Source organism: Mesorhizobium sp. M1C.F.Ca.ET.210.01.1.1 (genome assembly GCF_004791585.1).
Taxonomy (GTDB): Bacteria; Pseudomonadota; Alphaproteobacteria; order Rhizobiales; family Rhizobiaceae; genus Mesorhizobium.
On the sequence record NZ_SRUU01000003.1, the window covers coordinates 224,412 to 248,793 of the forward strand.

Genomic DNA, 24,382 nt, shown 5'->3' on the forward strand with positions numbered 1-24,382 from the left:
CGGCGTATGTGAATTTCCTCACAGTCGTTTGTCTTCGGCGGTAATGATCATGCAATGGACTTGGCCAGGTCGAAATTGGCGATCAGGAACTTGTTCTTCGCCGGGTCGGCGAACGGTATCCAGCGGATGCGCTGCTCTGAGAAATCCGGATGCCTGGTCGCGAAAATGGCGAGTTCCCGCCGGGCCTCGTCGCGGCGGCCGCTCCGCATCAAGGCGCCGATTTTGAGGAACCTTGCGTAAAAATAGCCTGGCGAAAGGTTGAGCGAGCGGTCAGCAACGGCAATTGCCGCCGGCCAGTCCTCGACGAGGCAATATGCGGCGGCCAGCTCCCCCAGATTGTGGAAGCGGTAGAGATCGAACGGGCTCAGCCGCTCGGTATCCAGGAAGAACGGGATCGCGCCCGCGGCATCGCCGAGCAGCAGGCGCGCGCTGCCCATCGCCGAGCGCGCGAACGCAAAGCTCGGATTGATGTGGATCGCCTCGATGAGATGCTCGGCGGCCGATGCCGGCAGGCCGCGCATGATGTCGGCCGCGCCTAGATAGGCGTGCGGGCGCGCGTCCAGGCTGTCCATCAGAAGCGCCTTGCGCGCGAACGCCTCGACCTTGTCCAGGTCGTCGCTGTCGCCGAAGCGGAGCCATGCACGCCAGAAATACCACCATGCCAGCTCGTTCAGCACGGCGCTGGAATTCGGATCTTCGCGGTACGCCTTGTCGAAGAATTCGAGTGCGATCTCGGTATCTTTGCGCGTGCGCCTGTTCATATGCCAGCGGCCGCGCCGCACCAGCTGCCAGGTCTCGAGGCTCTCCCACGGCACCTGGAAGGTCCGCACCTGCTCTGCCCGGTCGACCTCCTTGTCGAGGATCGAAACAATCTCGCTGCCGATCTGGTCGCGCAGGCTGAAGATGTCGACCAGATCGCGGTCGAAGCGTTGCGACCAGACGAGGCGCCCGTTCGAGGTATCGGTGAGCGAGGCGTTCAGGCGGATCTGGCCGCCCAGACCCGTCAGCGTGCCGCTGACGATGTAGCGCGCGCCAAGCGCATTGCCGATGAGCCTGGTTCCGAGGCTATCGTCGCGGAACTGGAAACTGGAGCCTTTGGCGATCACCGAAAGCCACCGGGTGTTGGAGAGGCCATAGATGATGTCCTCGGCAACGCCGTCGGCCATGTAGCCGACATCGGGTTCACTTCCCTCGCCCTGGAACGGCAACACCGCGATTGCAGGCGGTCCCTTCGGGACGGGTTTGTAGTGGCCGGATGCCGTGGACATGGCGGCCAGGGGAGCCGCCATCGCCGCGCCGTTGCCACCGCGCCCCGCAATCAGGACGCGTACCGGCAGGGCGATGTTTTTCAGCATGAACTCGCCAAGGTCGATGAAGACCGCTGCCGTCTTGTCTTTCACGTGGTGCCAGGTTGTCTCGGAGATGGCGAGCCCGTCATGCGGAGCGAATTCCTGGAGACGAGCGGCGATGTTGACGTCGTCGCCATAGAGACGGCCCTCGCGCACGATCACGTCGCCGGTGTTGATCCCGGCCCGAAACGGCATCCGCATCTCCTCGGCGGCCGAGGCGTTGAGAGCCATGATCCGATCCTGGAAATCGAACGCAGCGCGCAAGGCCTCGATCGGATTGCCGAATTCGGCCATGATGCTGTCGCCGGCAACGCCGAAGGTGCGGCCGCCAAAGGTACCGCAGCTGTCTGTGATGATATCGCGCCTTTCCTCGAAGGCCGCGACGGCGCGTTCGTCGTCGATGCCCATCAGCCGCGAAAAGCCCACGGCGTCGATAGAAATGATTGTTGCAAGCTGACGGGTATAGTTCCGTTCAGCCATGATCGAGCCCCCGGTCCCTGTTTTCGGTCCAGAACAGGCGACTTCCGCTCTCAAAACACTTCGCCGTTTGCCGACGGAAGATCCCCGGCAGGCTCGGCGCGCCGTTGCCACCCTGTCAGTACGGAAGTCTAACAGGGTCTGGCCAAAAGCTCTACCACGAACAGCTAATGGACCGACGCCTCGGCCCGACCCATGGTTAGCCGTTCGTTACCTAAAGTACCATATCGTGGAAGCTTCCTTAGTCATTGGATTCCTGTGACTTTCTTTACTTTAGATAATACGAATGAAACCCTGGTTGCCTTCCTTCGACTGGCTGTGGAGCAAGGCGTTGTCCACTCGTGGCGGAACCAACGGGCGGGGATTCGAGTTTTTCAGTGCACTCATGCCAACACCAGATTGAGGGGCAGTCATGCGCGCTGTTGTTGTTTTGGCAAGCGGTATTGCGTTCTTCGTTATCGGCGGCTCGGCCTTCGCGGCAGACCAGCAAGCGCTGCCGCCACAAAATGCCAAGAAGCTTTCGGACATCGTCGCCAAGGTCGAGAGGCGGAACGACTTCCAATATGTGAAGGAGGTCGCCTGGAGCAGTGACGGCTATACCGTCACCTACTACACGACCGACAAGGCCAAGGTCGAAATCACCTATGATCCGGTGACCGGCGAGCCGAAATAGGCATCCCAGACAGGTCACCCGCCGCGGGAACTTGCGTCGACGCGCGTTTGATGGCTGACTGCGCGCCACGATTGCGGGCACGGGGGTGCATGGCAATGGTTGGCTACGTGCTGAAGCGCATCCTGATGGTGCTCGCTGGCTATCTGGTCGCGGTGCTCGTCGGGTTGATCGCGTTGGTCGTGATCTACGTGGTGCTGAGCGCGCTGCCCATAGGCTATTTTGAGCTGATGCAGCTCACGCCTGTCGCGGTGCTGGTTGTGCCGCCTCTCGGCATGTTCGTCTATTTCCTGACGATCGTGGTCACCGGCATGCAGACCCTGGTCTTCGCCCTGATTGCCGAGTTCTTTTCGCTGCGGAGCTTCTGGCTTCACATGCTGTTCGGCGGCGCGGCCGCGGCTGCCGGCTTCATGTTGCTATGGCCGGATGCGCCGGACGATCCGGAACGCTGGGCCGACATGGGCATCATCGCCGGCGCCGGTCTCGTCGCCGGCTTGGTCTACTGGCTGATCGCCGGGCGCGACGCCGGCTTCCGCCGCCCGCTCGTCTAAACCAGCTCCCAGGAAAAGTGCGTAGCGGTCTTCCGTCCGGAATTGCGTCAAACAACAGATAAAGCGGCTCTGCGCTTGAACCAATCCGACCTTCAGCTTGACGGCGCGCGCACCGCTTCGGTGGCATCCAGCGCCAGCATCAGCCTCGAATCGCGATCGTAAACGTCGTCGAAATACTCGACCTTGCCGGACATGTTCGGCCATGCGGTGAAATAGGCGACATAGACCGGGATGACGCGCGTGACATTCTCGGTCGAATGGCCGTGCTTCAGCTTCTCGGCGACATAGTCGACCGAGGTGCCGAGCACTGCCGCCGCCATGCCCCGCGGATCCTGGAGACGAATGCAGCCGTGGCTCAGCGCGCGCATGTCGCGCTCGAAGAACGACTTCTGCGGCGTGTCGTGCATGTAGATGGCGTGCTTGTTGGGGAACAGGATCTTCAATTCGCCGAGCGCGTTGGCCTCGCTTGGCTGCTGGCGCACGCTGAATGGGATTTTGGAGCCGTAGGCGCCCCAGTCCACCGCCGACGACGGGATCTGCCTACCCTGCGAATCCGTAACCTCATAGCCGGCGCGGTCGAGATAGCCCGGATCGCTGCGCAGCCGCGGCAGCATCTCGTTGACGATGATCGACTGCGGCACGCCCCAATAGGGATGGTAATCGACCTGCTTGACCTGGTTGTAGAAGAAGGCGGTCTGGTTGGTGACCTTGCCGATGACCGCGCGGGTCTTCAGCTTCTCCTCGCCATTGTCGATGTAGCTTGCGGTGAAGGCCGGCTGGTTGATGAACACGCGGGGGCTGCCAAGGTCGGAGGGGAGCCAGCGCAGCTCTTCGAGCGCGACTTTCACCTTGCCGATCTTGTCGGCCTTGGAGGTTCCGGCAAGCGAAGCAACGGTGCGCGCGCCGATGACGCCGTCGCCCTTCATGCCGGCCCGCTTCTGCACCGCCTTGATGACCGGCACCAGTTCGGGGTCGTAAAGCTCGCTCTTGCCGAGCCTGGCAAGGACCTCGCCGTATTCGCCGCCCATCTCGTCATCGAGATTGCGGGCAATAAGCGTCAAGAGCTTGGGCAGCTCCGGGCTACTTTCGCCGGGCTTGAGCAGCAGCTTCGGATCGACGACGATCTCGTTCTCCTCGCTCGCCTCCAGCGATTCCAGTTCGACGCGCAGCGCCTGGTACTCCGGGTTCTGCGGGTGCCGCGATTCGAGATAGGTGCGCACCTCCTGCGTGTGCGCCAAGGTCTTCAGCACGCCCTCGAGATCAAGCGGTTTGGCCGGGAAATCGTAATAGCCGGTGATGCGGTTCGGGTCGACGCGGCCGCTCTGGGCGTCATGGGCATAGCGCAGCACGCGCGCCGACAGCGCCATCTCGAAGCGGGCCAGTTCCTTGGTCCGCTCTTCCGGCGCGGCGGACGTCGTGGCCGCCGGAACGTCGACGGAGTAGTCCGCAGGCGTCAGGCCGTAGCTCGCCGCCTCGCCGAGCACCCGCACCGCATCCTGCGCCCGGCTGTTCGGCGCCGCCCCCGTCACCCAGATGAAATCCGGATTGGCCGAATAATAGGCGATCAACGCCTTGGCGATATCGGGTTCGGCAAAGAGTTCATAGTCGCTCAAGCCCGCCAGCGCGTCGCGGAAAGCGCTTCCAGTCACCGACGGCACATAGGCGGCATCCTGCGCGGTCGCGGGCTGCGGAGCCGGAAGCAGCGACTTGAAGTCGACGCGCACGAGCTTGTCGGCCCTGTAGGTGTTGTAGGTCGGGCTGCTGATTCTGACGCCGCCTCCGGCGGATGCTCCTGGCTGTATCTTGCGAGATTTCGGCGGTGGTGGAAATTCGCCCTGGGGGCTGTGCCGGATGCCGCCGCCGAAAAGCATGTCGAACAGCCCTTGGGCGCTGGCCTGCGGCATGCCGACGGCAAGTGTCGCTGCGATCGCAATTGGCAGCACGGCCTGTCTGTTTCCGAGGAATTTCATGAATCACCCGCTCCGGTTGTCACCGGTTCCCGTTCCGCGCCGCGAAAACGATCTCGCCCACCGCATGGCGGATGTAAGGCGCAACTATACTGATTCATACCGATTTCGTTAAGCTTCCATAAATTTCGATGGGTCTGTGGCAGAACGGTTTCACATCATCGTGACGCAGGCTGCGACCCCGCCTGGTACCCGCCTTGCTTGCGTTGCTGCGCCGGGCCGTGACGGAGCTGGCGGTGGCGTGACAAGCTGAGAGGATTATGCTCGAAATCCGGATGGCCCGTGCGAGGCCTGGAGGATGTGCGGTGAAGAAGGGATATCGCGAACTTCTCGATGAGGCGAATGCCGAGATCGAGGTCGTGTCGCCTGAGGAAGCGGCCGGGCTGCTGGAAGATGACGACACGATCTTCGTCGATCTGCGCGACCCTCGCGAAGTCGAGCGTGACGGCAAGATCCCCGGCGCCAAGCATGTCACGCGCGGCATGCTTGAATTCTGGATTGATCCCGAAAGCCCCTACCACAAGCCGTTCTTCGCCTCGGGCAAGACTTTCGTCTTCTTCTGCGCCGGCGGCTGGCGTTCGGCCCTGGCCACCAAGACGGCGCAAGACATGGGCCTCACACCGGTCAAGCACATCCTTGGCGGCTACACCGCCTGGAAGGCCGCCGGCCTGCCGGTCGAGCCCGGGCAGAAGAAGAAGGCCGACTGACCGGGTTTCTCGCGCAATTCCGAACGGACCGCGACACGTCTTTCCTGCACCTGTTTCAGTGCAGCGTCGATTCGTGTTCCTCGGCGACGAAGCGGACGGCGCGCGCGACGACATCCTTGTCGGCAAGGATGCGGCGGTGGCCAAGCCCATCTGCCCAGTGCAGGCTGACATGATCGCCGGCGCCCGCATAGCGCTTGGCATGATCGGCATGGACTTCGCGATCGTCCGGCGCATGGATGATCAGCGTCGGCACCGGCGCCTCGGCAAGCTGACGGTCGCCGGTGAATTCGCTGAGCGGCCGCCCCGACAGATGCTTCACCCGATCCGCCATGGCGATCCGGGAGCGCGGCCCGACATTGAGCTTGTGGCTGAAATCGTCGAAGATCGCCGGCAGCGAGCTGGGCGCGGCGATCAGCACCAGACTTTCGACGCCAAGCGGCGGCATGCCCCTGACTGACGCCGCAACCGCGTTGGCGGCGATTGCGCCGCCAAAGGAATGGCCGATGGCAGCGGCAAACGGGCCGAACCATTCGCCGGCGACCCGTGCCGCGTCGACCGCGGTCACCATGTTGAGATGCCGGCCGAGCGAATGGCCGTGCCCCGGCAGGTCGAGCGAGACGACCTTGTAGCCGGCCCCACGAAATCCCTCGATCAGCGCGCGCATATATTCGGTGCGCGAGCGCCAGCCATGGATGACGAGCACCGTGCCGCGAAAGCCCCTGTCCGGCTCGGGCCGGAACTCATGCACCGCAACGCAGTCGGTCCTGGTTTTCAGACGGTGATGGCGTGCCTCGGCCATGAAGCCGGCAGCGCGCTCGACGGCGCGGCGCTCGCCATCGCTCAGGGACTTGACGTTCGGCGTGCGGCAGAACAATTCGAACGCGGCGCGGCCGCTGAGACGCGGAGCGACATGCTCGGCCGCGCCGAAGACGCCCCGGATGACCTTCAATCCAAATGATGCCATATTGGCGGTCCATCCATTCGTTCAAGCATGAACATAATAGTTCAAACATGAACATTAAGCAAGAGCTGCCCTGGGACAATCCGCGCTTTCGCAACTGGGTTGCGGTGGCGCGCGCCTGCCATGTGCTGGAGCGCACGCTGGCGACAAAGCTCGCGCCGCTCGACCTCAAGCCTGCGCAGCTCGACGTGCTGATGAACCTTTACCGCCATCCGGGCATGTCGCAGCACGACCTTGCCCGCAGGCTGCTGGTAGGCCGCTCCAACATCACTATGCTTTTGCCGCAGCTGGAGGCGCGCGGCCTGCTGCGTCGCGAGGGCGACGAGAAGGACAAGCGGGTGCTGCGGCTCAACCTCACCGAGGCCGGCGAGGCCCTGCTGATGCGGGCGCTGAAGGTTCACATGGCGCTGATCGAGAAGGCGATGAGCCAGTCGACGCCCGAACAGTGCGACATGATCGGCGAGCAGATGCGCAAGATCGCGGACGTGCTCAAGGAAGCCTGAGCCCGGGTCACCACATGGTTTTCTTCGCCCGCTCAGGCCATTCCTTATCGTAGGTGACGCCGTCGATAGTCTTGCGGCTGGTGATCTCGAGGATCTGGCCTGGCGTCGGCAGCGACTTCGGATCGACATGCCTTGCCGGGCTCCACAGCTCCGAGCGCTCGATGGTGCGGGCGCACTGGAAATAGACCGTGTCGACGGCGATCACGGTGACCGACCGCGCCGGCTTACCGTCGACCGTGAAGGAGGCGCAAAGCTCGGCATCGGTGGTGATGTGAGCACGGCCGTTGATACGCAGCGTGGTGCCGGAGCCTGGCACCAGGAACAGCAGCCCTACGCGCGGATCGCGAATGATGTTCTTCAGCGAATCGGCGCGATTGTTGCCGCGCCTGTCGGGCATCATCAGCGTCTTCTCATCGGTGAGGCGCACAAAACCGGCGAGATCGCCGCGCGGAGAGCAGTCCAGCCCTTCCGGCCCGCTGGTCGCCAGCGCCACGAAGGGCGAGGCCTCGATGAAGGCGGCATATTCGGGAATCACATGGTCGAGTTCCTTGACGATCGAGGCCTCGCCAGGCTGGCCGTAGAGGGCCTCGAGCTGTTCGATCGATGTGATGAGCGACATCTTTTTCGCCTCCTGACCTTTTGCCGGCGCTACGCTAAGTCCATGACGCTTTGACAGCCGATTGCCGAGACTGGATTTCCGAACGCCAGGCTAGCGATCGCGGCTCAGCCCCTTTTCGGCAAGCTCGGCGAGATAGGCGTTCCAGCGTTCCTCCTTCTCATGCCCGAGCGTGTGAAGATAATTCCAGGTGAAGATGCCGGTGTCGTGGAAATCGTCGAAGGTGATGCGCACGGCGTAATTGCCGACCGGCTCGATCTTGAGGATCGCGACATTGCGCTTGCCGGGCACGGTCACCCGCTGTTCAGGCGAATGTCCCTGCACTTCCGCCGAAGGCGAGGCAACGCGCAACAACTCCGCCGGCAGCTCGAAAGGCTGGTGATCCGGGAAGGTCACGGTGAGCAGCTTGCGGTCTTTCGAGACCCTCAGTTCCTTTGGCGCTGTCATGTTCGGTCCTGCGTGAGATGGCGCCCTTCCCTACGCCGCTTCGTGAGATGCGGGAAGGTCATACGAAGTAGCCGACACGCAATGTCGGTCGCGGAATGTTACCAAAGATCAGGACCTTCTATCTTGAATGCTGGGCCGGATCGTATCACATAGCCGTATATAACGAGCCCGTTCACGGCCACGGAAGCGCTTGAACATGAACATGATCGACCCATTCGGTCGCACGATCACCTACCTTCGCGTGTCGGTCACCGACCGCTGCGACTTCCGCTGCACCTATTGCATGGCCGAGGACATGACCTTCCTGCCGAAGAAGGACCTGTTGTCGCTCGAGGAACTCGACCGGCTCTGCAGCGTGTTCATCGAAAAGGGAGTGAGGAAGCTCAGGCTGACCGGCGGCGAGCCGCTGGTGCGCAAGAACATCATGCATCTGGTGCGCCAGCTGTCGCGCCATCTGGAGAGCGGCGCGCTGGAGGAGCTGACACTTACCACCAACGGCTCGCAGCTCTCGCGCTTTGCCGCTGAGCTTGCCGATTGTGGGGTGAAGCGCATCAACGTCTCGCTCGACACGCTTGACGCCGACAAATTCCGCCAGATCACCCGCTGGGGCAATCTCGGCAAGGTGATGGAAGGCATCGACGCCGCGCAGGCCGCAGGGTTGAAGGTCAAGCTCAACGCCGTGGCGCTGCGCGACTTCAACGACGCCGAGATCCCCGAGATGCTGCGCTGGGCACATGGCCGCGGCATGGACCTCACCGTCATCGAGACCATGCCGATGGGCGAGATCGACGCCGACCGCACCGACCAATACCTGCCGCTGTCGCTGCTGCGCGCCTCGCTCGAGCGCCAGTTCACCTTGACCGACATCCCCTACAAGACCGGCGGCCCTGCGCGCTACGTCCAGGTCTCGGAGACCGGCGGCCGGCTCGGCTTCATCACGCCGATGACGCATAATTTCTGCGAGAGCTGCAACCGCGTGAGGCTGACCTGCACAGGCACGCTCTATATGTGCCTCGGCCAGGAGGACGCTGCCGACCTCAGGGCGCCGTTGCGTGCGTCCGAAGGCAACGAGTTGGTTGGCGAGGCCATAGACGAGGCAATCGGGCGCAAGCCGAAGGGCCATGATTTCGTCATCGACCGCCGCACCAGCCGTCCCTCGGTGTCGCGCCATATGAGCGTCACCGGCGGCTGATTTTTCCCAAGGATTGGTGCAGGATCACCTTTGGTCACTGACCTTGGGGGCACCATGAAACGTTTTCCTCTCATCCAGGGCGCGCCTTTGGCGATAGCCTTGTCGTCCTCATTGGCGGTCGTCGTCACAGCGGCGATCGCGAAGCCGTTCACCTACGTCAACGCGCGCTTCGGCACTTCCTGCACATTCCCGGACGAGATATTCAGCATCGCCGAAGCCGAGCCCGAGAATGGCGACGGGCAGCAATGGAGCGCGCCCGACGGCGCCAGCCTGACCTGCTCCGGCATCTACAACATCGACAACGATACACCGAGGGGCTTCGTCGCCGCCGAGAAGGCAAACACCGGACCGGGCTACAAGATCACCTATAGCAAGACCGGCAAGAATTGGGCGGTGTTGTCCGGCATCAAAGGCGACAAGGTCTTCTATGAGCGGCGCCTGTTCGGAAAGGACGGCGTCGTTCGCAGCGTCTGGATCGAATATCCTTCGTCGCTCAAGGCGAAATACGATCCGCTGACCGGCGCTATCGCGACCAGCCTGCGCGGCCCTTGAGGCAAGCGCGATTCACAGCAAAATAAACCTGTCGCGCTATCCTCCACCCGATTTACCGCCGGTCCGTTCCAGCCTAGCCTTCACAAGCGATTTTCGCTCAAGGGGGAAGTGCACATGCGCAAATTCATGCTTTCACTTGCAATGCTTGGAATTGTTTCCATGCCGGCGGCGGCCCAGTCGATCGGCGGCACCTACACGGTTTCCGGCACGAATTTCGACGGGTCGTCTTACGGCGGCGAGGCAACCATCACGCTGACCAGCGAGACGACCTGCACGATCCATTGGGAAACCGGCGGCTCGTCCTCGGACGGCATCTGCATGCGCAACGACAATGCCTTTTCCGCAGGCTATGTGATGGGCAAGGAAATCGGCCTCGTCGCCTACAAGGTAGAGGATGACGGCTCGCTGCATGGGCTCTGGACCATCGCAGGCAAGGATGGCAACGGCACCGAGAGGCTGGCGCCCAAGAAATAAGACCAACTGCTTTCCAGCAAGCCGGGCCACGGCAGATGCTGTGGCCCATTTCTTTGGCGTTGCTGTCTTCCGGCTGCCTGCTACAGGCTTGGTCCAAAAATAGAAACCGGAAACGCCCTTGCCTCTTTCGCCCAATCTTCGCGGCGCGCTGTTCATGGTCGTGGCCATGGTTGGCTTCACCCTGAACGACGCCATCACCAAATTCTCCTCCGAATCGATGAACATGTCGCAGGTGATGCTGGTGCGGGGTGCCTTCGCCTCGCTGTTCGTCGGCCTGCTCGCCTGGCAGCGCGGCGCGCTGGCCAATCCCGGCGCCATGCTGCAGCCGATGGTGGCGGTGCGTGTCGCCGGCGAAGCCGGCGCCACCGTGTCCTTCCTCATCGCCCTCGCCCATCTGCCGATCGCCAATGTCTCGGCCGTGCTGCAGGCCCTGCCGCTTGCCGTGACGATGGGCGCCGCCCTTTTCTTCGGCGAAGGCGTCGGCTGGCGTCGTTGGCTGGCAATTGCCCTTGGTTTTGCCGGCGTTCTGATCATCGTGCGGCCGGGGTTCGAGGGCTTCAGCGTCTATTCGCTGCTGGCGCTGACCAGCGTGGTCTGCTGCGCTGTGCGTGACCTGGCCACCAAGCGAATCCCGCAGGCGATCCCGACCATGCTGGTGTCGACGGCGACCGCGCTGGCCATGACGGTGCTTGGCGCGCTGCTCTTGCCGCCGATGGGCGGCTGGACGCCGATGAGCGGCGAGGCCACAGCGCTGCTGGCGCTGGCGGCCGTGCTGGTGCTCATCGGCTACCAGTTCATCATCATGGCGATGCGCTCGGGCGACATCTCCTTCATCGCGCCCTTCCGCTACACCGCATTGTTGTGGTCGATCCTGCTCGGGCTCGTCATCTTCGGCGACATCCCTGATCTGCCGATGATCGTGGGCGCCACCATCATCATCGGCTCCGGCCTTTATGCGCTCTACCGCGAGCGCATCGTCGGCCGGCGCCAGCCTGCCGCTGAAAGCGCTGGACCCGACATGGCGCCGGACGGCATATAGGCGCGATGGACCGGAGCATTGCGGGCATCATCCTGGCGGGAGGCCAGTCGCGCCGGATGGGCGGCGGCGACAAGCCTCTTCTGTCGCTGGGCAAGGGCAGGCTGATCGAGCACGTCGCCGCGCGTCTGAAGCCACAGGTGGGCACGCTGGCGCTCAACGCCAACAGCGACCCCGCACGGTTTGCCGGCATGAATCTGCCGGTGCTTGCCGATACGGTGCTGGGCTATGCCGGCCCATTGGCAGGAATCCTGACCGGTCTCGAATGGGCGGCGGACAGCACGGCTTGCCGGTCGCTGGTCAGCGCGGCCGGTGACACACCATTCTTCCCCGGCGACCTCGTCGAACGATTGGCCGCGGCGGCCCGCGAACGGCCAGGCGCGATCGCCGTCGCCAGTTCCGACGGCAGATGGCATCCGACCTTCGCACTCTGGCCGATCGACCTTCGCGATGCCTTGCACCATTTCCTGGTCGACGAGGACAACCGCCGGGTTTCGGCCTTCATGCAGTGGCACGATTTCGTCCAGGTGGAGTTTCCGATGATCGAGGCCGAAGGCAAACGGATCGACCCGTTCTTCAACATCAACACGCCGGACGATCTTGCGGAGGCCCAACGTCTGTTGCAAAGCCTGCAGCCATGAGACGCGTGTTCGGCATCACCGGCTGGAAGAATTCCGGCAAGACGACGCTGACCGAGAAGCTGCTCGCCGAACTCGTCCGGCGCGGCTGGACGGTCTCGACGGTCAAGCATGCCCATCATGACTTCGACATCGACAAGCCGGGCGCGGACTCCTTTCGCCACCGTCAGGCAGGCGCCACCGAGGTCGCGATCGTCTCCGGCCGGCGCTGGGCGCTGATGCACGAGCTGCGCAGCGAAGACGAGCCGTCGCTGGACGCGATCCTGGCGCGGCTGACGCCCTCGGACATCGTGCTCGTCGAAGGCTACAAGCGCGAGGCGCACAAGAAGATCGAGACGCGGCGGATGGAGGCCAAGGACCGGACGCCGCTTTCGGCCGGCGATCCGAACATCGTCGCCATCGCAGCGGATTTCAAAGTCGAAGGCGAGAGCCTGCCGGTTTTCGACCTCGACGACACGAAATCGATAGCCGACTTTGTCGAGCGCGCGACCGGCCTCGTCACGCAAGGCAAGGCTCGGGGCAAGTAACGCAGCGGCAGACGGCGATTGTCGTTTGCAGTTGTTTTGCAGTTGCTTTTTTCTTCGAAAGAGTGGGAGTATCCCGCGCAGCGGGCGGTCAAAAAGCGCCGTCCACAAGAGCCGCACGGGACAGCGGCCATGACAATATGAGAGGATTATCATGCGTATTGCACTGCGTATCGCGCTCGCCGCTTCGGCCGCGCTGCTGACACTTGGCGTTGCCCAGGCTCAGGAAAAGACCCTGAGGATCGGCACCGAAGGCGCGTATCCGCCCTTCAACAACCTCACCTCGGACGGCCAGCTCGTCGGTTTCGACATCGATATCGCCAAGGCGCTGTGTGACGAAATGAAGGTGAAGTGCACCTTCGTCGCGCAAGACTGGGACGGCATCATCCCGGCGCTGCAGGCCGGCAAGTTCGACGCCATCGTCGCCTCGATGTCGATCACACCCGAACGCCAGGAAAAGGTCGACTTCACCCACAAATACTACAACACACCCTCGGCGATCGCCGTGCCGAAGGATTCGCCGCTCAAGGGCGTCACCAAGGAAGATCTTGCCGGCAAGAATATCGGCGTCGCCACCACGACCACGCATTTCAACTATGCCTCCAAGACCTATACCGACAGCACCATCAAGGGTTATCCGAGCAGCCCCGAAGAGCAGGCCGACCTCGCCAATGGCCGCCTCGACGCCATCGAGGACGATATCGTCGTGCTGCAGCAGTGGCTGGATTCGCCCGACGGCGCCTGCTGCAAGATCCTCGGCCAGCCCTCGCCGCAGCCGGTCGAGATCTTCGGACCGGGGGCCGGCATTGCCGTTCGCAAGGGCGAGACCGATCTGGTCAACAAGCTGAATTCCGCCATCGACGCCATCCGCAAGAACGGAAAATACAAGGAAATCAACGACAAGTACTTCAAGTTCGACGTCTACGGCGCCGAGTCCTGATCATTGCGCTCGGGGCGGTGAGGAAAACCTCGCCGCCCTTCTTTCATAAAGGTATCGCCACGGAGATCAGACCCGTCAATGCCAGCCCAAAGCATTTGGACACTTCTCAGTTGGGGACCGGATGGCTGGAGTGACGACATTGCGTCTGGTGTGCTGGTCACGATTGTGTTGGCGCTCGCCACGCTGCCGATCGGCCTGACGATCGGCTTTTTCGTCGCCTTCGCCAAGCAGTCCCAGGAACCATCACTGCGGCTTGCGGCCAACATCTACACGACGGTTTTTCGCGGCCTGCCCGAACTGGTCACGCTGTTTCTGTTCTTCTTCGGCATGCCGCTGCTGCTGCAGTACCTTGTCCGGCTGTTCAATCCGGATGCGACGGTCGACGTCAACAGCTTCATCGCCGGCATGATCGTGCTGTCGCTGATCTTCTCGTCCTACGCCAGCGAGGTTTTTCTTTCGGCTTTTCGCGCCATTCCCAAGGGCCAGTATGAGGGCGGCTACGCCATCGGCCTTGCGAAATGGCAGACGATGCGCCTGGTGATCCTGCCGCAATTGCTGCGCATCGCTTTCCCGGGTCTGGAAAACTGCTGGCTCAGCCTGCTTAAGGACACATCGCTGGTCTCGGTCGTCAACCTTGCCGAAACCTTGCGCAATGCCGGCGTCGCGGCGCGCGTCACCAAGCATTCGTTCCTCTTCTATAGTGTGGCGGCGCTGGTCTTCCTCGTGCTGGCCATCCTGTCGTCGATCGCCACCGGCTATATTCTGCGCTCGCTTGGGCGGAGGGAGGCACGATGAGCGTCAGCCAGGCCATTGCCGTCGACAGGCCGCCGCCCCAGGCGCGCGGCTGGCCGCGCGCCCGCATCGTCGGCTACGCGCTGGTCGGTGTGTGGATACTCTTCGGCCTCGGCATCGTGGCCTATCTCGTCCACGCCTGGAATGCCGAATTCTTCGCCAGATACGCACCGGCCTATCTGCAGGGCCTGGGAACCACCCTGTCGCTGGTGGCGATTTCAATGGTGACAGGCGCGATCCTGTCGTTACCCGTCGCCTACGGACGCATGTCCAAGAACCGGATCCTGTCCGCCCTCGCCTATTGCTACGTCTATTTCTTCCGCGGCACCCCGCTGCTCGTGCAGACCTATCTGGTCTATTACGGCGTCGGCTCGTTCCGGCCCGAGCTCGAGACGGTCGGGTTGTGGTGGTTCTTCCGCGAAGCCTTCTACTGCGGCGTCTTTGCCTTCTCGCTCAACACCGCTGCCTACCAGGCCGAAATCCTGCGCGGAGCCATCGAGAGCGTACCCAGGGGCCAGTGGGAAGGCGCCGCATCGCTCGGCCTGCACAAGTTGCAGACGCTTCGCAAGGTCATCATGCCGCAGGCGATCGTGGTGGCGCTGCGGCCTTACGGCAACGAGCTCATCCTGATGATCAAGGCTTCGGCCATCGTCGCCATCATCACCGTCTACGACCTCATGGGCAATGCGAAGCTCGCCTATGCAAGATCCTTCGACATCCAGGCCTATATCTGGGTGGCGATTGTCTATCTGGTATTGGTCGAGATCCTGCGCCACGGCGTCGAATGGATCGAGCGCCGCATCACCATCCACCTCAAGCGATAGCGCGCCGCATTCCAGCCTGCACCAGCCGATGCGGCTCTCCGCGCCTTGACGAATTTTTCGCATGGCCTAGACCTTCCGCCACTGAAATCTCTCTTTTGTTGGAAGGCAGGCTTATGGCATCGGTTGCATTTCTCGGTCTTGGCGTCATGGGATATCCGATGGCCGGGCACCTCAGGAACAAGGGCGGCCACGACGTCACCGTCTACAACCGCACCACCGCCAAGGCCGAGCAATGGGTCGCCCAGCATGGCGGCAAGCTGGTGCTGACGCCGGCCGAGGCTGCTGAGGGCAAGGATTTCGTTTTCTCCTGTGTCGGCAATGACGACGACCTGCGCTCGGTGACGACCGGCGCCAAGGGTGCCTTCGCCGCGATGAAGAAGGGCGCCGTCTTCATCGACAACACCACTGCCTCCGCCGAGGTTGCGCGTGAACTCGCTGAAGCCGCTGAAAAGGTCGGCTTTTCCTTCCTCGACGCGCCAGTGTCGGGCGGCCAGGCGGGCGCCGAGAACGGAGTGCTGACGGTGATGGTCGGCGGCGAGCAGACCGCCTTCGACAGAGCCAGGCCCGTGATCGACGCCTTTGCCCGCATGGTGGGGCTGATGGGTCCGGCGGGCGCCGGCCAGCTCACCAAGATGATCAACCAGATCGCCATTGCCGGCCTCGTCCAGGGGCTGGCCGAAGGCATCCATTTCGGCAAGAAGGCCGGGCTCGACATCGAGAAGGTCATCGACGTGATCTCCAAGGGCGCCGCCGGTTCCTGGCAGATGGAAAACCGCCACAAGACGATGAACGCCGGAAAATATGATTTCGGCTTTGCCGTCGACTGGATGCGCAAGGATCTCGGCATCTGCCTCGCCGAAGCCAACCGCAACGGCGCCAAGCTGCCGGTGACGGCGCTGGTCGACCAGTTCTACAAGGACGTGCAGGACATGGGCGGCCGGCGCTGGGACACGTCTTCGCTGCTCGCGCGCTTGGAAAAATAGACGGCGATGGCCCTGCCCGATCCGAGCTGGAGCGCCGACGACATCGTCGCTCATCTGCGTTCGATCGGCACCGAGGAGAACCGCGCCGGCATGGCACGGTTCGGCATCAACACGAGAACCGCGCTCGGCGTCGGCAATTCCGACCTGCGGCCGCTGGCGCGCAAGCTGAAGAGGAACCACGAGCGGTCGTTGCTCCTGTGGGACACCGGCATCCGTGAGGCGCGATTGATGGCGGCCTTCACCGGCGAGCCAAAGAGGCTCGATATCGGCCAATGCCGGCGCTGGGCCGCCGATTTCGACAGCTGGGAGATCGTCGACACCGTCGCAGACCTGTTCGCCGAAACGCCGTTCTGGCGCGAGCTGATCGAGGAGTTCGCAAAGGACGAGCGCGAATTCGTGCGCCGCACCGCCTTTGCCATGCTGGCCTGGGGCGCGGTGCATCTGAAGACGGAATCCGACGCGACCCTCCTTGCCTATCTGCCGCTGATCGAGAAGCATGCCGGCGACCCGCGCAACTTCGTCCGCAAGGCCGTGAATTGGGCGCTGCGGCAGATCGGCAAGCGCTCGATGGCACTGCACGCCTCTGCCCTTGCGCTTGCCGAGAAGCTTGCGGCGTCGTCCGACAAGACGGCCCGCTGGATCGGCAAGGACGCCATCAAGGAACTGACCGATGCCAAGCAGCTCGAACGGCTCGCAGTCGGAAAGGCTTGATCACGGCCGTATCCGCTTCATCGAAGTGACGCGGGAAACGCGCGGTCGCTTCGAGGACCTGTTCGAGCAGCCCGGCGCGCCGAAGTATTGCTGGTGCATGGCCTGGCGCCGCTCCAGCCGCGAGCACATCCAAAACGACGAGAAGAAGCGCATGATGACGACACTCATCGATCAAGGCACGCCGGTCGGCATTGTCGCTGAGCTTGGCGGCAAGATGGTCGGCTGGTGCTCCGTCGCGCCGCGCGAGACCTATCGCAGGCTTTCGAAGCAGCAGGACGACAGCGAAACCGGCATCTGGTCGATCGTCTGCTTCTATGTGCCGAAGGCCTTGCGCGGCGGCGGCCTTGCCTCGGCCTTGCTCGACGCCGCTATCAAGCAGGCCTTTGCCAAGGGCGCGCGTGTGATCGAGGCCTATCCAGTCGATGAGGCAGCGCCTAGCTATCGCTTCATGGGTTTTCGCGACATGTTCGTCGCGCGCGGTTTTCATGAGGTCGGCACGGCCGGCACACGGCGGCATGTGATGCGGCTGGAGCGTTGAGCTGAAACAGTCACAACGCTTTTACTCGATTCCGAAGATGGACCGGCGGAGGATGGAGCGACCATGAGCAAGCATTTCAAATCACGCACGATGCTGGTGGCAGCCGTGCTCGCGCTCGCCGCCACTGGAGCCGATGCCGCGGCCGATATCGCGCATATCTTCTGGAAGGATCTGCGCCCGGCGACGCAGGCAGTCGCCGAAGACGCCAACCTGCCGATGATCGCGGCGAAACTGCCCGATCATGGCGAGACGCTGTCCACCAATCTTCAGGACAAGGAGGTTCAAATAGCCGGCTATGCACTGCCGGTCGATCGCGATGGCGACCTCGTCTACCAGTTCCTGCTGGTGCCTTGGACCGGCGCCTGCAGCCACATGCCGACGCCGCCGCCGAACCAGATCGTGCTGGTCACGCCGGCCCATCCCTTCAAGATGGCGGAAGCCTATCAGCCGGTTTCGGTCACCGGCGTGCTGAAGCCCGGTATGGAGAAGAGCCAGCTCTTCATCCTCGACGGCGTGTTGATCGTCCAGTCCGGCTACACCGTGCGCAAGGCGGAGGTGGCCAATGTAGACACTGTCCCGGACGCGGTTACGCTGCCGGTCAACTCGCCGTGGAATTTCCTCAACAAAAAGAAGAATTAATTCCCGCCGCTTCGCGCACAATGGAAAGCGGCGGGCGCGCCTATGTCAGGCCGCGTTCGCGCCCGATTCCTTGTCCAGCACCATGTAGTCGAGCGGGATCTCGGTCGTGTATTTGATCTGCTCCATGGCGAAGGACGACGACACGTCGCGGATCTCGATCTTGGCGATCAGCCGCTTGTAGAAGGCGTCGTACGCGGCAATGTCGGGCACCACCACGCGCAGCAGATAGTCGACGTCGCCGCTCATGCGGTAGAACTCGACCACCTCAGGAAATTCCTGGATGACCTCGGAGAAGCGCCGCAGCCATTCATGGCTGTGCGAATTGGTGCGGATCGAGACGAAGACGGTGACGCGCACATTGACCTTCTCGTGGTCGAGAATGGCCACGCGCCGCTTGATGACGCCCTCTTCCTCGAGCTTCTGAATGCGCCGCCAGCACGGCGTGGTCGACAGGCCGACTTTCTTGGCGACATCGGCGACCGCAAGTGTCGCGTCCTCCTGCAAAAGGCGGAGAATTTTTCGGTCAAGGCGATCCATCGGGAGACTCCAAGGGGAATAGTTTCGCCATATTCCCTTTTATCAAGGCCTTTCACAAGAAAGAAATTCTGCCGACAGCAGCAAAAGCGAGTGATTTCTTGCGAGGTGCCTAATCGATGCGATAGCGGATTTCCGACCGCAGGAAAGGCAGCAAATCCATTTCAAACCACGGATTCTTCTTCAGCCAGCCGGTGTTTCGCCAGGATGGATGCGGCAGCGGCAGCACCTTCGGCCCGGCCGCCGCATTCCAGATGGCGCGCCAGTTCCTCACCGTTTCCGTCAGCGATGCCGCGCGCGCCGTGCCCATATGCCAGGACTGCGCATAGCCGCCGATCGTCAGCACCAGATCGATTTGCGGCATGAGCGCCATCAGCTCAGTGCGCCAGGCCGGCGCGCATTCGCGGCGCGGCGGCAGGTCGGCGCCCTTGGCGTCCTGGCCGGGAAAGCAGAACCCCATCGGAACGATGGCGAAATTCTTTGTATCGTAGAACTCTTCGCTGCTGACGCCGAGCCAGTTCCGCAGGCGGTCCCCGGAGGCATCGGTGAACGGCATGCCCGATACATGGACCTTCGTGCCCGGCGCCTGGCTGGCAAGCAGGATGCGGGCGCGGGAGGATGGCCTCAGCACCGGTCGCGGCTCGTGTGGCAGGGGTTTGCCGCGCGGGTGCTCGACGCATATGCGGCAGGCCCGCACCCTGACAGTGAGGCTTTCCAGCGCTTCGCTCATATCCGGCAAATTGTCCAAAATCGGCCTCAGGCGGCGGCACTTGGCCGGCTGGAGAGCGCCGAGTGCCAGCGCAGCACGTTCGCACAGTCCTCGGGCACCTTGATGCGCGCCGGCTTCATGAAATCGATGGCGATCAGCCCGGTGATGTCGGCGACCGAATAGGTGTCGCCGGCGGCGAATTCCCTGTCGGCCAGTTCGCGGTCCAGGAGACGCAGGAATTCGATGGCCTTCGGCTTGTTGGCCTCGCCCCATTCGGGAATCTGCGGCACCTCCCAATCCTTCATCGCCGGATGGATGTGCCGGAACGCGGCAGCCACGCAGCTCAGGAGATTGAACTCCATGCGCCTCTGCCACATCTCGACCTTGGCCTTGCCGAGCGCTCCCTTCCCGAACAAGGCGGGCTCGGGATGCAGTTCCTCGAAATAGCGGCAGATGGCGATGGATTCGGTGATGACGGTACCGTCGTCGAGCTCCAGCACCGGCAGCCGCCGCAGCGCGTTGCGCGACGCCACCGGCTGCTCGCGATGCTCCAGCGCCCCCATGTCGACCGGCACCAGCGGAACGCTCAGCCCTTTTTCCGCCAGGAAAACCCGGACCCGCCTGGGGTTGGGCGCGCGGCCGCCGTCGAACAGCTTCATTCCATTCTCCCAATCTCACGCTCGATCATAGGGCGCGCTTCGGGGTATCACCAGAAGCGCAAGAGCTCGCGCAGCGCATCGCCGAGCGAAGCCAGCGTGCCATGCTTCTTTTCGACCGGCTGATCATGGTGGCTGTCGCGCCAGTCCTGCGGCTCGTCGAAGGTCCCGGCCCAGATGCCGACCTTGGCGGCCCGCGCGACGGCCTCTTCGGTTTCGAAGTCGCCGAAGGCGACGGCCCATCCCGCCTGCACCTGGGCACGGCTGAGGTCAGTGTCGCCTGCCGTGCAGTCGCCGAGCAGCCGCCCATAGCGGTCGCGCTGCCAGCCGCTGCAGGAGACCGGCCTTTTGGCGATCAGCCGCACCAGCGACTGCCGCGCGAGCTTGCCGCAAGCGTAGTCGGCGCCGTCCTTGCGACATGTCTGCGTGTATTCCGGAGCGTCGATGCCGCGCATCCGGATGCGCTCGGCACCGAGCCTGATCGAATCGCCGTCATTGACGATGGCCGTGCCTTGCTCCTTGCGCGTCTCGAAACGGTCGAGCCGCGCCGCGACCAGGACGAACAGGCCGAGCAGAACCACAGTCAGCCCGTAATCCAGCAGCCTGCGCCAGAGGCTTCGCGGCGGCCGCGTAGCATATTGCCGGCGCGGTCCTCGCGGCCAGGAACGGCTCATATGGCAAACAGTCTCTTAATCATTCGAACGTAGCTTAACGAACTGAAAAATCGCTGCGCGCGGAAATTGAACTTGCATGCCTTTGCTACGCTCGGACACAGCGGACAAATTCATTGTGGACCGCAGGAAACCGCATCGCAACAGCGATGTGGCGCGTGCGGTGCGCAGGACGCGTGACCGCCTTTCGCAGCAGGCCGGCAGCCTCGATTTCGACCGCGACCTGCTCAAGCTGCATGCACGCGCCATGGTGGTCAGCGCTGCAGCGATTCCGCTGCTTGGGCTTGCGGTAGCAGCCATAGGCCTGTTCGCAGGCCTGGGAAACCAGGTCGCCATCTGGGCGCTCTTCACGTTGCTCTGCTACACCATCGTCGCCTTCATGGCGCGGCGCGTCGAGCGCACGGAAGCGACCGAGCTCGACCCGGTGCGAACGCGCCGCGATTTCCTGATCGGCCATTCGCTTTGCGGCCTCGGCTGGGCCTGGTTCGCATGGCTGGGCTGCGAAACATGCCAGGTCGACCAGTTCCAGGTCGTCAAGGCCATGGTGCTTCTGATCGCCATGGCGACGACGGCGGTCATGGCGTCGTCGCTGGGCGGCGCCCTGCTCGCGACCTTCGCCATTCCCGTGACGATCTACGTCTATACTGTCCTGCGCCTGTGGATGCCGATCGAGGGGATCATGGCGGCGCTGCTTGTCGCCGCCCTGCCCTTCTTCGGCTATGTCGCGCGCCATCTCAACCAGGCCTCGTGGATGGTGCTTTCCTTTCGCTCCGAGAAGGATGCGCTGATCGCCGAGGTGGAGACGGCGAAATCGATGTCCGACGAGGCCCGGCGTCGCGCCGAGGACGCCAACCTGGCGAAGTCGCGCTTCCTCGCCTCGATGAGCCATGAGCTCCGCACGCCGCTCAACGCCATCCTCGGTTTCTCTGAGGTGATGGCCAACGAGGTGCTCGGGCCGATGAACAACCCGACCTATCGCGACTACGCGCACGATGTGCACGAATCCGGCCAGCACTTGCTCGACCTGATCAACGAGATCCTCGACCTGTCGCGCATCGAGGCCGGCCGCTATCAGCTCAACGAGGAGCCGGTGGTGCTGGTGACGATCGTAGAGGATTGCTGCCACATGATGGAGCTGAGGGCCCGCAACAAGGACATCCGCGTCATCCAGGAGTTCGAGACCACCTTGCCGCGCCTGTTTGGCGACGAGCGCGCCATCCGGCAGATCACGCTCAACCTGTTGTCCAATGCCATAAAATTCACGCCGTCGGGCGGCGAGGTGCGAGTGCGCGTCGGCTGGACGGCTGGCGGCGGCCAGTACATCTCGGTCAAGGACAACGGCCCCGGCATTCCGGAGGAGGAAATCCCTGTGGTGCTTTCCGCTTTTGGCCAGGGCACGATCGCGATCAAGAGCGCAGAACAGGGAACCGGCCTCGGCCTGCCGATCGTCCAGGGCCTGCTCGACATGCATGGCGGCGAGTTCGAGCTTCACTCCAAGCTGCGCGAAGGCACCGAGGCCATCGCCATCTTCCCGCTGAGCCGGGTGATGGAGGAATTGCCGGCGCTGCCGACTAAGGCCGTGGCGGCGCGCCGGCGTTAGCTCCAAGGCGCTTTAGCGCCGAACCGCCGCCGCCATGCCGGAGCTGGTGAGCGCCGCCGCCTTGACGAGCCCGGCGGCAAGTCCTGCTCCCACCCCTTCGCCATGATTGAGGCCGAGATCGAGCAGTGGTTCGAGCCCAAGCCGCGCTGCGACCTTGGCATGGCCGGGCTCGGGCGACAGGCTGGCGAGCAGGCAATGGCCGAGCGCCGAGGGATTGACCCTGTGCAGGACCGCGGCGGCAGCGGTCGCGACAAAACCGTCGAGCAGCACGGGAATCTTCTGCATGCGGGCAGCAAGAATGGCGCCGCAGATCGCCGCGAACTCGCGGCCGCCGACCCGGCGCAACGCTTCGAACGGATCGCCAAGGCTGGCGGCGTGGAAGGCCAGTGCCCGATCGATCGTTTCGGCCTTGCGCGCCATCATTGCCGGATCCGCGCCCGATCCCGGCCCGACCCAGTCGGCGCCCCTGCCCCCGAACAGCGCCGCGCCGAGCGCAGCCGCGACGGTTGAATTGCCGACGCCGAGATCGCCCAGGCAAAGAAGGTCGGCGCCGCCCGCGACGGCTTCCATGCCGAAGGCCATGGTGGCAGCGCAGGCGCGCTCGTCGAGCGCCGCTTCCTGCGTGATGTCCCCGGTCGGAATGTCCAGCGCCAGGTCGAAAACTTTCAGCCCCAAGTCGTTGGCGATGCAGACCTGGTTGATTGCCGCGCCCCCGGCGGCGCAAAGCTCGACCGCATTGGCAGTCGCCGAAACCGGCCGCGGCGAGATGGCATGCCGCACCACGCCGTGGTTGCCGGCAAAGATCGCGACAAGCGGCCGGTTCACGGCCGGCGGCGCCCGCCCGCTCCAGGCGGAGAGCCAGGCAGCAACGTCCTCGATGCGGCCAAGCGAGGCTTTTGGCTTGTCGGCCCTGGCAAACAGCGTGCGGACGCGGGTTTCGGCGGCGGCGTCCGCTGGAGGCAGCGTCGCCAGGAGGGTGCGGAAATCATCGAAGGGCTTTGTGGTCATGTCGGATGCGGTCTTCTTGCAGGAGGAGGCAGCGGCATAGCCGCCTTCTCTGCCCGGCACAACCGCCCGGTGATGCCGCGAAAGCGCCGGCCGGCGGCGCATCGCGGAGGGCTTGCATTGGCTTTGCGGTTGCACCATGTGGAGTGAAGGCAAGAGAACAGCATGACCGCCATCGAGTCTCCCTGCATACTCGTCTGCTCGATCGACATGAAGACCGGCTTCTGCTTCGGCTGCGGCCGCACGCGCGATGAAATCGCCGGCTGGATCGCGATGACGCCGGACGTCCGGCGGACGGTCATGGCCGAGCTGCCGGCGCGGCTGGAGACGGTCGAACGCCGGCCACGCCGCGAGACGCGGCGCGCCCGCATGGCGCGCGAGCGCGGCACACTCTGAGGAAGGCTGGCCATGAACCGCCTGTTCTGGATCGTCATGCTGGTGATCGGCGCCGGGCTGATCCTGCTGGTGACGAATGATTCCGCCGGCCGCACCTTCGGCATCGAGAACCACGATTTCAGCCGGCTGATCTGGGTCGGCGTCCTGGTGGCGGTGATCGGCGCCAGCCTCGTCCGCTCGGGCCGGCCGCTCGGCGACATGGCGCGCAATCTCGGCGTCTGGGCGGCGATCGTGCTAGCGCTGATCGCCGGCTACCAGTACCGCTACGAGCTTCAGGATGTTGTCAGCCGCGTGACGGCCGGCCTTGTTCCGGGAAGCCCGCTGGCCCTCGGCGTCGACAATGGCCGCGCCACCGTGACGCTCGACAAGGCCGACAACGGCCATTTCGAAGCGCGGATCCTGGTCAATGGCACGCCGGTGCGGACGGTTGTCGACACCGGCGCGACCAGCACGGTGCTGACGGCTGAGGACGCCCAGGCAGCCGGCTTCAATCCGGCAGCGCTCAGCTACACCGTGGATGTTTCGACCGCCAACGGCATGGCTCGCGCGGCGACGGTCAGGACCAACGAGGTGGCGATCGGCGGCATCGTGCGCAAGGACATGCCGGTGATGGTCGCCGCGCCGGGTATGCTCGAGCAGAGCCTGCTCGGCATGAACTTCATCAGCTCGCTGTCGGGCTTCGACGTGCGCGGCGACCGCATGATCCTTCGGGATTAACCT

30 protein-coding genes are annotated in these 24,382 nt (G+C 63.6%); 20 read left to right on the forward strand and 10 right to left on the reverse strand.

The features are described from left to right. Positions 1–47: 47 nt before the first annotated feature. Positions 48–1,829: an adenylate/guanylate cyclase domain-containing protein gene (locus EN853_RS05075; RefSeq protein WP_127858105.1), complete on the reverse strand. Its 1,782-nt coding sequence runs from the start codon at positions 1,827–1,829 to the stop codon at positions 48–50. Positions 1,830–2,238: 409 nt separating this feature from the next. Here EN853_RS05075 and EN853_RS05080 point away from each other — a divergent pair, with 409 nt between their 5' ends. Both EN853_RS05080 and EN853_RS05085 read left to right on the forward strand, forming a co-directional pair. Further along, positions 2,239–2,499 (forward strand): PepSY domain-containing protein, encoded by a 261-nt coding sequence (locus EN853_RS05080; RefSeq protein WP_127858104.1) that lies wholly within the window; start codon positions 2,239–2,241, stop codon positions 2,497–2,499. 89 nt (positions 2,500–2,588) lie between these two features. Continuing rightward, positions 2,589–3,047, forward strand: coding sequence for a hypothetical protein (locus EN853_RS05085; protein WP_127858103.1), 459 nt, complete (start codon positions 2,589–2,591; stop codon positions 3,045–3,047). A 92-nt stretch (positions 3,048–3,139) separates the two neighbouring features. Here EN853_RS05085 and EN853_RS05090 read toward each other — a convergent pair whose 3' ends face one another. Beyond that, positions 3,140–5,017, reverse strand: coding sequence for a murein L,D-transpeptidase (locus EN853_RS05090; RefSeq protein WP_127858102.1), 1,878 nt, complete (start codon positions 5,015–5,017; stop codon positions 3,140–3,142). A gap of 302 nt (positions 5,018–5,319) precedes the next feature. Between EN853_RS05090 and EN853_RS05095 the strand changes: the two genes are divergently transcribed. Beyond that, positions 5,320–5,721 carry a rhodanese-like domain-containing protein gene (locus EN853_RS05095; RefSeq protein WP_127858101.1) on the forward strand — a complete coding sequence of 134 codons (402 nt, stop codon included), beginning with the start codon at positions 5,320–5,322 and terminating at the stop codon, positions 5,719–5,721. Between the two features lie 55 nt (positions 5,722–5,776). Here EN853_RS05095 and EN853_RS05100 read toward each other — a convergent pair whose 3' ends face one another. Continuing rightward, complete coding sequence (locus EN853_RS05100) at positions 5,777–6,685, reverse strand: alpha/beta hydrolase (RefSeq protein WP_127858100.1); 909 nt, start codon at positions 6,683–6,685, stop codon at positions 5,777–5,779. Between the two features lie 47 nt (positions 6,686–6,732). Between EN853_RS05100 and EN853_RS05105 the strand changes: the two genes are divergently transcribed. Next, positions 6,733–7,185: a MarR family transcriptional regulator gene (locus tag EN853_RS05105; protein ID WP_127858099.1), complete on the forward strand. Its 453-nt coding sequence runs from the start codon at positions 6,733–6,735 to the stop codon at positions 7,183–7,185. 7 nt (positions 7,186–7,192) lie between these two features. Here EN853_RS05105 and EN853_RS05110 read toward each other — a convergent pair whose 3' ends face one another. Together EN853_RS05110 and EN853_RS05115 are read right to left on the reverse strand one after the other, a co-directional pair. Beyond that, complete coding sequence (locus tag EN853_RS05110; protein WP_127858098.1) at positions 7,193–7,804, reverse strand: pyridoxamine 5'-phosphate oxidase family protein; 612 nt, start codon at positions 7,802–7,804, stop codon at positions 7,193–7,195. A 90-nt stretch (positions 7,805–7,894) separates the two neighbouring features. Beyond that, on the reverse strand, positions 7,895–8,248 hold the full coding sequence (locus tag EN853_RS05115) for a DUF971 domain-containing protein (protein ID WP_059188601.1): 354 nt from the start codon (positions 8,246–8,248) through the stop codon (positions 7,895–7,897). Between the two features lie 196 nt (positions 8,249–8,444). Between EN853_RS05115 and moaA the strand changes: the two genes are divergently transcribed. From moaA to EN853_RS05180, 13 genes are all read left to right on the forward strand, one after another. Next, complete coding sequence (gene moaA / locus EN853_RS05120; protein ID WP_127858097.1) at positions 8,445–9,440, forward strand: GTP 3',8-cyclase MoaA; 996 nt, start codon at positions 8,445–8,447, stop codon at positions 9,438–9,440. Positions 9,441–9,494: 54 nt separating this feature from the next. Beyond that, entirely contained in the window at positions 9,495–9,992 is a 498-nt protein-coding gene (locus EN853_RS05125) for a hypothetical protein (RefSeq protein ID WP_245516821.1), read from the forward strand. Between the two features lie 114 nt (positions 9,993–10,106). Further along, positions 10,107–10,466, forward strand: a complete 360-nt coding sequence (locus EN853_RS05130) for a hypothetical protein (RefSeq protein WP_127858096.1) — start codon at positions 10,107–10,109, stop codon at positions 10,464–10,466. A 118-nt stretch (positions 10,467–10,584) separates the two neighbouring features. Beyond that, positions 10,585–11,505 (forward strand): DMT family transporter, encoded by a 921-nt coding sequence (locus tag EN853_RS05135; RefSeq protein WP_127858095.1) that lies wholly within the window; start codon positions 10,585–10,587, stop codon positions 11,503–11,505. Between the two features lie 5 nt (positions 11,506–11,510). Further along, positions 11,511–12,143, forward strand: coding sequence for a molybdenum cofactor guanylyltransferase MobA (mobA, locus tag EN853_RS05140; RefSeq protein ID WP_127858094.1), 633 nt, complete (start codon positions 11,511–11,513; stop codon positions 12,141–12,143). Next, the gene (mobB, locus tag EN853_RS05145; RefSeq protein ID WP_127858093.1) at positions 12,140–12,667 is read left to right on the forward strand and encodes a molybdopterin-guanine dinucleotide biosynthesis protein B; all 528 of its coding nucleotides are present in this window, start codon (positions 12,140–12,142) and stop codon (positions 12,665–12,667) included. The genes mobA and mobB overlap by 4 nt, the downstream gene beginning before the upstream one ends. Positions 12,668–12,818: 151 nt before the next feature. Further along, positions 12,819–13,604 carry an ABC transporter substrate-binding protein gene (locus EN853_RS05150; RefSeq protein WP_127858092.1) on the forward strand — a complete coding sequence of 262 codons (786 nt, stop codon included), beginning with the start codon at positions 12,819–12,821 and terminating at the stop codon, positions 13,602–13,604. A gap of 78 nt (positions 13,605–13,682) precedes the next feature. Further along, the gene (locus tag EN853_RS05155; RefSeq protein ID WP_127858091.1) at positions 13,683–14,399 is read left to right on the forward strand and encodes an ABC transporter permease; all 717 of its coding nucleotides are present in this window, start codon (positions 13,683–13,685) and stop codon (positions 14,397–14,399) included. Next, positions 14,396–15,220, forward strand: a complete 825-nt coding sequence (locus tag EN853_RS05160) for an ABC transporter permease (protein ID WP_127858090.1) — start codon at positions 14,396–14,398, stop codon at positions 15,218–15,220. The genes EN853_RS05155 and EN853_RS05160 overlap by 4 nt, the downstream gene beginning before the upstream one ends. A gap of 113 nt (positions 15,221–15,333) precedes the next feature. Further along, complete coding sequence (locus tag EN853_RS05165) at positions 15,334–16,203, forward strand: NAD(P)-dependent oxidoreductase (protein ID WP_127858089.1); 870 nt, start codon at positions 15,334–15,336, stop codon at positions 16,201–16,203. Positions 16,204–16,209: 6 nt separating this feature from the next. After that, the gene (locus EN853_RS05170; RefSeq protein ID WP_127858088.1) at positions 16,210–16,914 is read left to right on the forward strand and encodes a DNA alkylation repair protein; all 705 of its coding nucleotides are present in this window, start codon (positions 16,210–16,212) and stop codon (positions 16,912–16,914) included. After that, a complete protein-coding gene (locus tag EN853_RS05175; RefSeq protein WP_127858087.1) occupies positions 16,874–17,452 on the forward strand; it encodes a GNAT family N-acetyltransferase in 579 nt (192 codons plus the stop codon). The genes EN853_RS05170 and EN853_RS05175 overlap by 41 nt, the downstream gene beginning before the upstream one ends. 63 nt (positions 17,453–17,515) lie before the next feature. After that, a complete protein-coding gene (locus tag EN853_RS05180) occupies positions 17,516–18,091 on the forward strand; it encodes a DUF3299 domain-containing protein (RefSeq protein ID WP_127858086.1) in 576 nt (191 codons plus the stop codon). Between the two features lie 45 nt (positions 18,092–18,136). On the opposite strand, the gene EN853_RS05185 is transcribed toward EN853_RS05180, so the two are convergent. From EN853_RS05185 to EN853_RS05200, 4 genes are all read right to left on the reverse strand, one after another. Continuing rightward, positions 18,137–18,628: an Lrp/AsnC family transcriptional regulator gene (locus EN853_RS05185; protein WP_006205209.1), complete on the reverse strand. Its 492-nt coding sequence runs from the start codon at positions 18,626–18,628 to the stop codon at positions 18,137–18,139. 109 nt (positions 18,629–18,737) lie between these two features. Then, positions 18,738–19,355, reverse strand: a complete 618-nt coding sequence (locus EN853_RS05190) for a uracil-DNA glycosylase family protein (RefSeq protein WP_127858085.1) — start codon at positions 19,353–19,355, stop codon at positions 18,738–18,740. A gap of 26 nt (positions 19,356–19,381) precedes the next feature. Further along, on the reverse strand, positions 19,382–19,993 hold the full coding sequence (locus tag EN853_RS05195; RefSeq protein WP_127858084.1) for a glutathione S-transferase: 612 nt from the start codon (positions 19,991–19,993) through the stop codon (positions 19,382–19,384). A gap of 47 nt (positions 19,994–20,040) precedes the next feature. Then, the gene (locus tag EN853_RS05200) at positions 20,041–20,664 is read right to left on the reverse strand and encodes a thermonuclease family protein (RefSeq protein ID WP_127858083.1); all 624 of its coding nucleotides are present in this window, start codon (positions 20,662–20,664) and stop codon (positions 20,041–20,043) included. 76 nt (positions 20,665–20,740) lie between these two features. On the opposite strand from EN853_RS05200, the gene EN853_RS05205 reads away from it, so the two are divergent. Then, positions 20,741–22,261: a HAMP domain-containing sensor histidine kinase gene (locus EN853_RS05205; protein ID WP_127858082.1), complete on the forward strand. Its 1,521-nt coding sequence runs from the start codon at positions 20,741–20,743 to the stop codon at positions 22,259–22,261. A gap of 12 nt (positions 22,262–22,273) precedes the next feature. Here the strand turns inward: EN853_RS05205 and EN853_RS05210 are convergent, their stop codons facing one another. Next, complete coding sequence (locus EN853_RS05210) at positions 22,274–23,269, reverse strand: nicotinate-nucleotide--dimethylbenzimidazole phosphoribosyltransferase (RefSeq protein ID WP_127858081.1); 996 nt, start codon at positions 23,267–23,269, stop codon at positions 22,274–22,276. A gap of 162 nt (positions 23,270–23,431) precedes the next feature. Between EN853_RS05210 and EN853_RS05215 the strand changes: the two genes are divergently transcribed. Together EN853_RS05215 and EN853_RS05220 are read left to right on the forward strand one after the other, a co-directional pair. After that, positions 23,432–23,662 carry a DUF1289 domain-containing protein gene (locus EN853_RS05215; RefSeq protein WP_127858080.1) on the forward strand — a complete coding sequence of 77 codons (231 nt, stop codon included), beginning with the start codon at positions 23,432–23,434 and terminating at the stop codon, positions 23,660–23,662. A 12-nt stretch (positions 23,663–23,674) separates the two neighbouring features. After that, the gene (locus tag EN853_RS05220) at positions 23,675–24,379 is read left to right on the forward strand and encodes a TIGR02281 family clan AA aspartic protease (RefSeq protein WP_127858079.1); all 705 of its coding nucleotides are present in this window, start codon (positions 23,675–23,677) and stop codon (positions 24,377–24,379) included. Positions 24,380–24,382 lie beyond the last annotated feature (3 nt).

Excerpts from the sequence above, each read along its gene's own strand:
- EN853_RS05195 (WP_127858084.1), bottom strand. The coding sequence starts at position 19,993 with ATGAAGCTGTTCGACGGCGGCCGCGCGCCCAACCCCAGGCGGGTCCGG.
- EN853_RS05150 (WP_127858092.1), top strand. The coding sequence starts at position 12,819 with ATGCGTATTGCACTGCGTATCGCGCTCGCCGCTTCGGCCGCGCTGCTG.
- EN853_RS05110 (WP_127858098.1), bottom strand. The coding sequence starts at position 7,804 with ATGTCGCTCATCACATCGATCGAACAGCTCGAGGCCCTCTACGGCCAG.
- EN853_RS05180 (WP_127858086.1), top strand. The coding sequence starts at position 17,516 with ATGAGCAAGCATTTCAAATCACGCACGATGCTGGTGGCAGCCGTGCTC.
- EN853_RS05185 (WP_006205209.1), bottom strand. The coding sequence starts at position 18,628 with ATGGATCGCCTTGACCGAAAAATTCTCCGCCTTTTGCAGGAGGACGCG.
- EN853_RS05125 (WP_245516821.1), top strand. The coding sequence starts at position 9,495 with ATGAAACGTTTTCCTCTCATCCAGGGCGCGCCTTTGGCGATAGCCTTG.
- EN853_RS05165 (WP_127858089.1), top strand. The coding sequence starts at position 15,334 with ATGGCATCGGTTGCATTTCTCGGTCTTGGCGTCATGGGATATCCGATG.
- EN853_RS05200 (WP_127858083.1), bottom strand. The coding sequence starts at position 20,664 with ATGAGCCGTTCCTGGCCGCGAGGACCGCGCCGGCAATATGCTACGCGG.
- EN853_RS05100 (WP_127858100.1), bottom strand. The coding sequence starts at position 6,685 with ATGGCATCATTTGGATTGAAGGTCATCCGGGGCGTCTTCGGCGCGGCC.
- EN853_RS05115 (WP_059188601.1), bottom strand. The coding sequence starts at position 8,248 with ATGACAGCGCCAAAGGAACTGAGGGTCTCGAAAGACCGCAAGCTGCTC.
- EN853_RS05190 (WP_127858085.1), bottom strand. The coding sequence starts at position 19,355 with ATGAGCGAAGCGCTGGAAAGCCTCACTGTCAGGGTGCGGGCCTGCCGC.
- EN853_RS05175 (WP_127858087.1), top strand. The coding sequence starts at position 16,874 with ATGCCAAGCAGCTCGAACGGCTCGCAGTCGGAAAGGCTTGATCACGGC.
- mobB (WP_127858093.1), top strand. The coding sequence starts at position 12,140 with ATGAGACGCGTGTTCGGCATCACCGGCTGGAAGAATTCCGGCAAGACG.
- EN853_RS05205 (WP_127858082.1), top strand. The coding sequence starts at position 20,741 with ATGCCTTTGCTACGCTCGGACACAGCGGACAAATTCATTGTGGACCGC.
- EN853_RS05155 (WP_127858091.1), top strand. The coding sequence starts at position 13,683 with ATGCCAGCCCAAAGCATTTGGACACTTCTCAGTTGGGGACCGGATGGC.
- EN853_RS05210 (WP_127858081.1), bottom strand. The coding sequence starts at position 23,269 with ATGACCACAAAGCCCTTCGATGATTTCCGCACCCTCCTGGCGACGCTG.
- EN853_RS05220 (WP_127858079.1), top strand. The coding sequence starts at position 23,675 with ATGAACCGCCTGTTCTGGATCGTCATGCTGGTGATCGGCGCCGGGCTG.
- EN853_RS05170 (WP_127858088.1), top strand. The coding sequence starts at position 16,210 with ATGGCCCTGCCCGATCCGAGCTGGAGCGCCGACGACATCGTCGCTCAT.
- EN853_RS05080 (WP_127858104.1), top strand. The coding sequence starts at position 2,239 with ATGCGCGCTGTTGTTGTTTTGGCAAGCGGTATTGCGTTCTTCGTTATC.
- EN853_RS05130 (WP_127858096.1), top strand. The coding sequence starts at position 10,107 with ATGCGCAAATTCATGCTTTCACTTGCAATGCTTGGAATTGTTTCCATG.
- EN853_RS05160 (WP_127858090.1), top strand. The coding sequence starts at position 14,396 with ATGAGCGTCAGCCAGGCCATTGCCGTCGACAGGCCGCCGCCCCAGGCG.
- EN853_RS05085 (WP_127858103.1), top strand. The coding sequence starts at position 2,589 with ATGGCAATGGTTGGCTACGTGCTGAAGCGCATCCTGATGGTGCTCGCT.
- mobA (WP_127858094.1), top strand. The coding sequence starts at position 11,511 with ATGGACCGGAGCATTGCGGGCATCATCCTGGCGGGAGGCCAGTCGCGC.
- EN853_RS05075 (WP_127858105.1), bottom strand. The coding sequence starts at position 1,829 with ATGGCTGAACGGAACTATACCCGTCAGCTTGCAACAATCATTTCTATC.
- EN853_RS05105 (WP_127858099.1), top strand. The coding sequence starts at position 6,733 with ATGAACATTAAGCAAGAGCTGCCCTGGGACAATCCGCGCTTTCGCAAC.
- EN853_RS05215 (WP_127858080.1), top strand. The coding sequence starts at position 23,432 with ATGACCGCCATCGAGTCTCCCTGCATACTCGTCTGCTCGATCGACATG.
- EN853_RS05090 (WP_127858102.1), bottom strand. The coding sequence starts at position 5,017 with ATGAAATTCCTCGGAAACAGACAGGCCGTGCTGCCAATTGCGATCGCA.
- moaA (WP_127858097.1), top strand. The coding sequence starts at position 8,445 with ATGAACATGATCGACCCATTCGGTCGCACGATCACCTACCTTCGCGTG.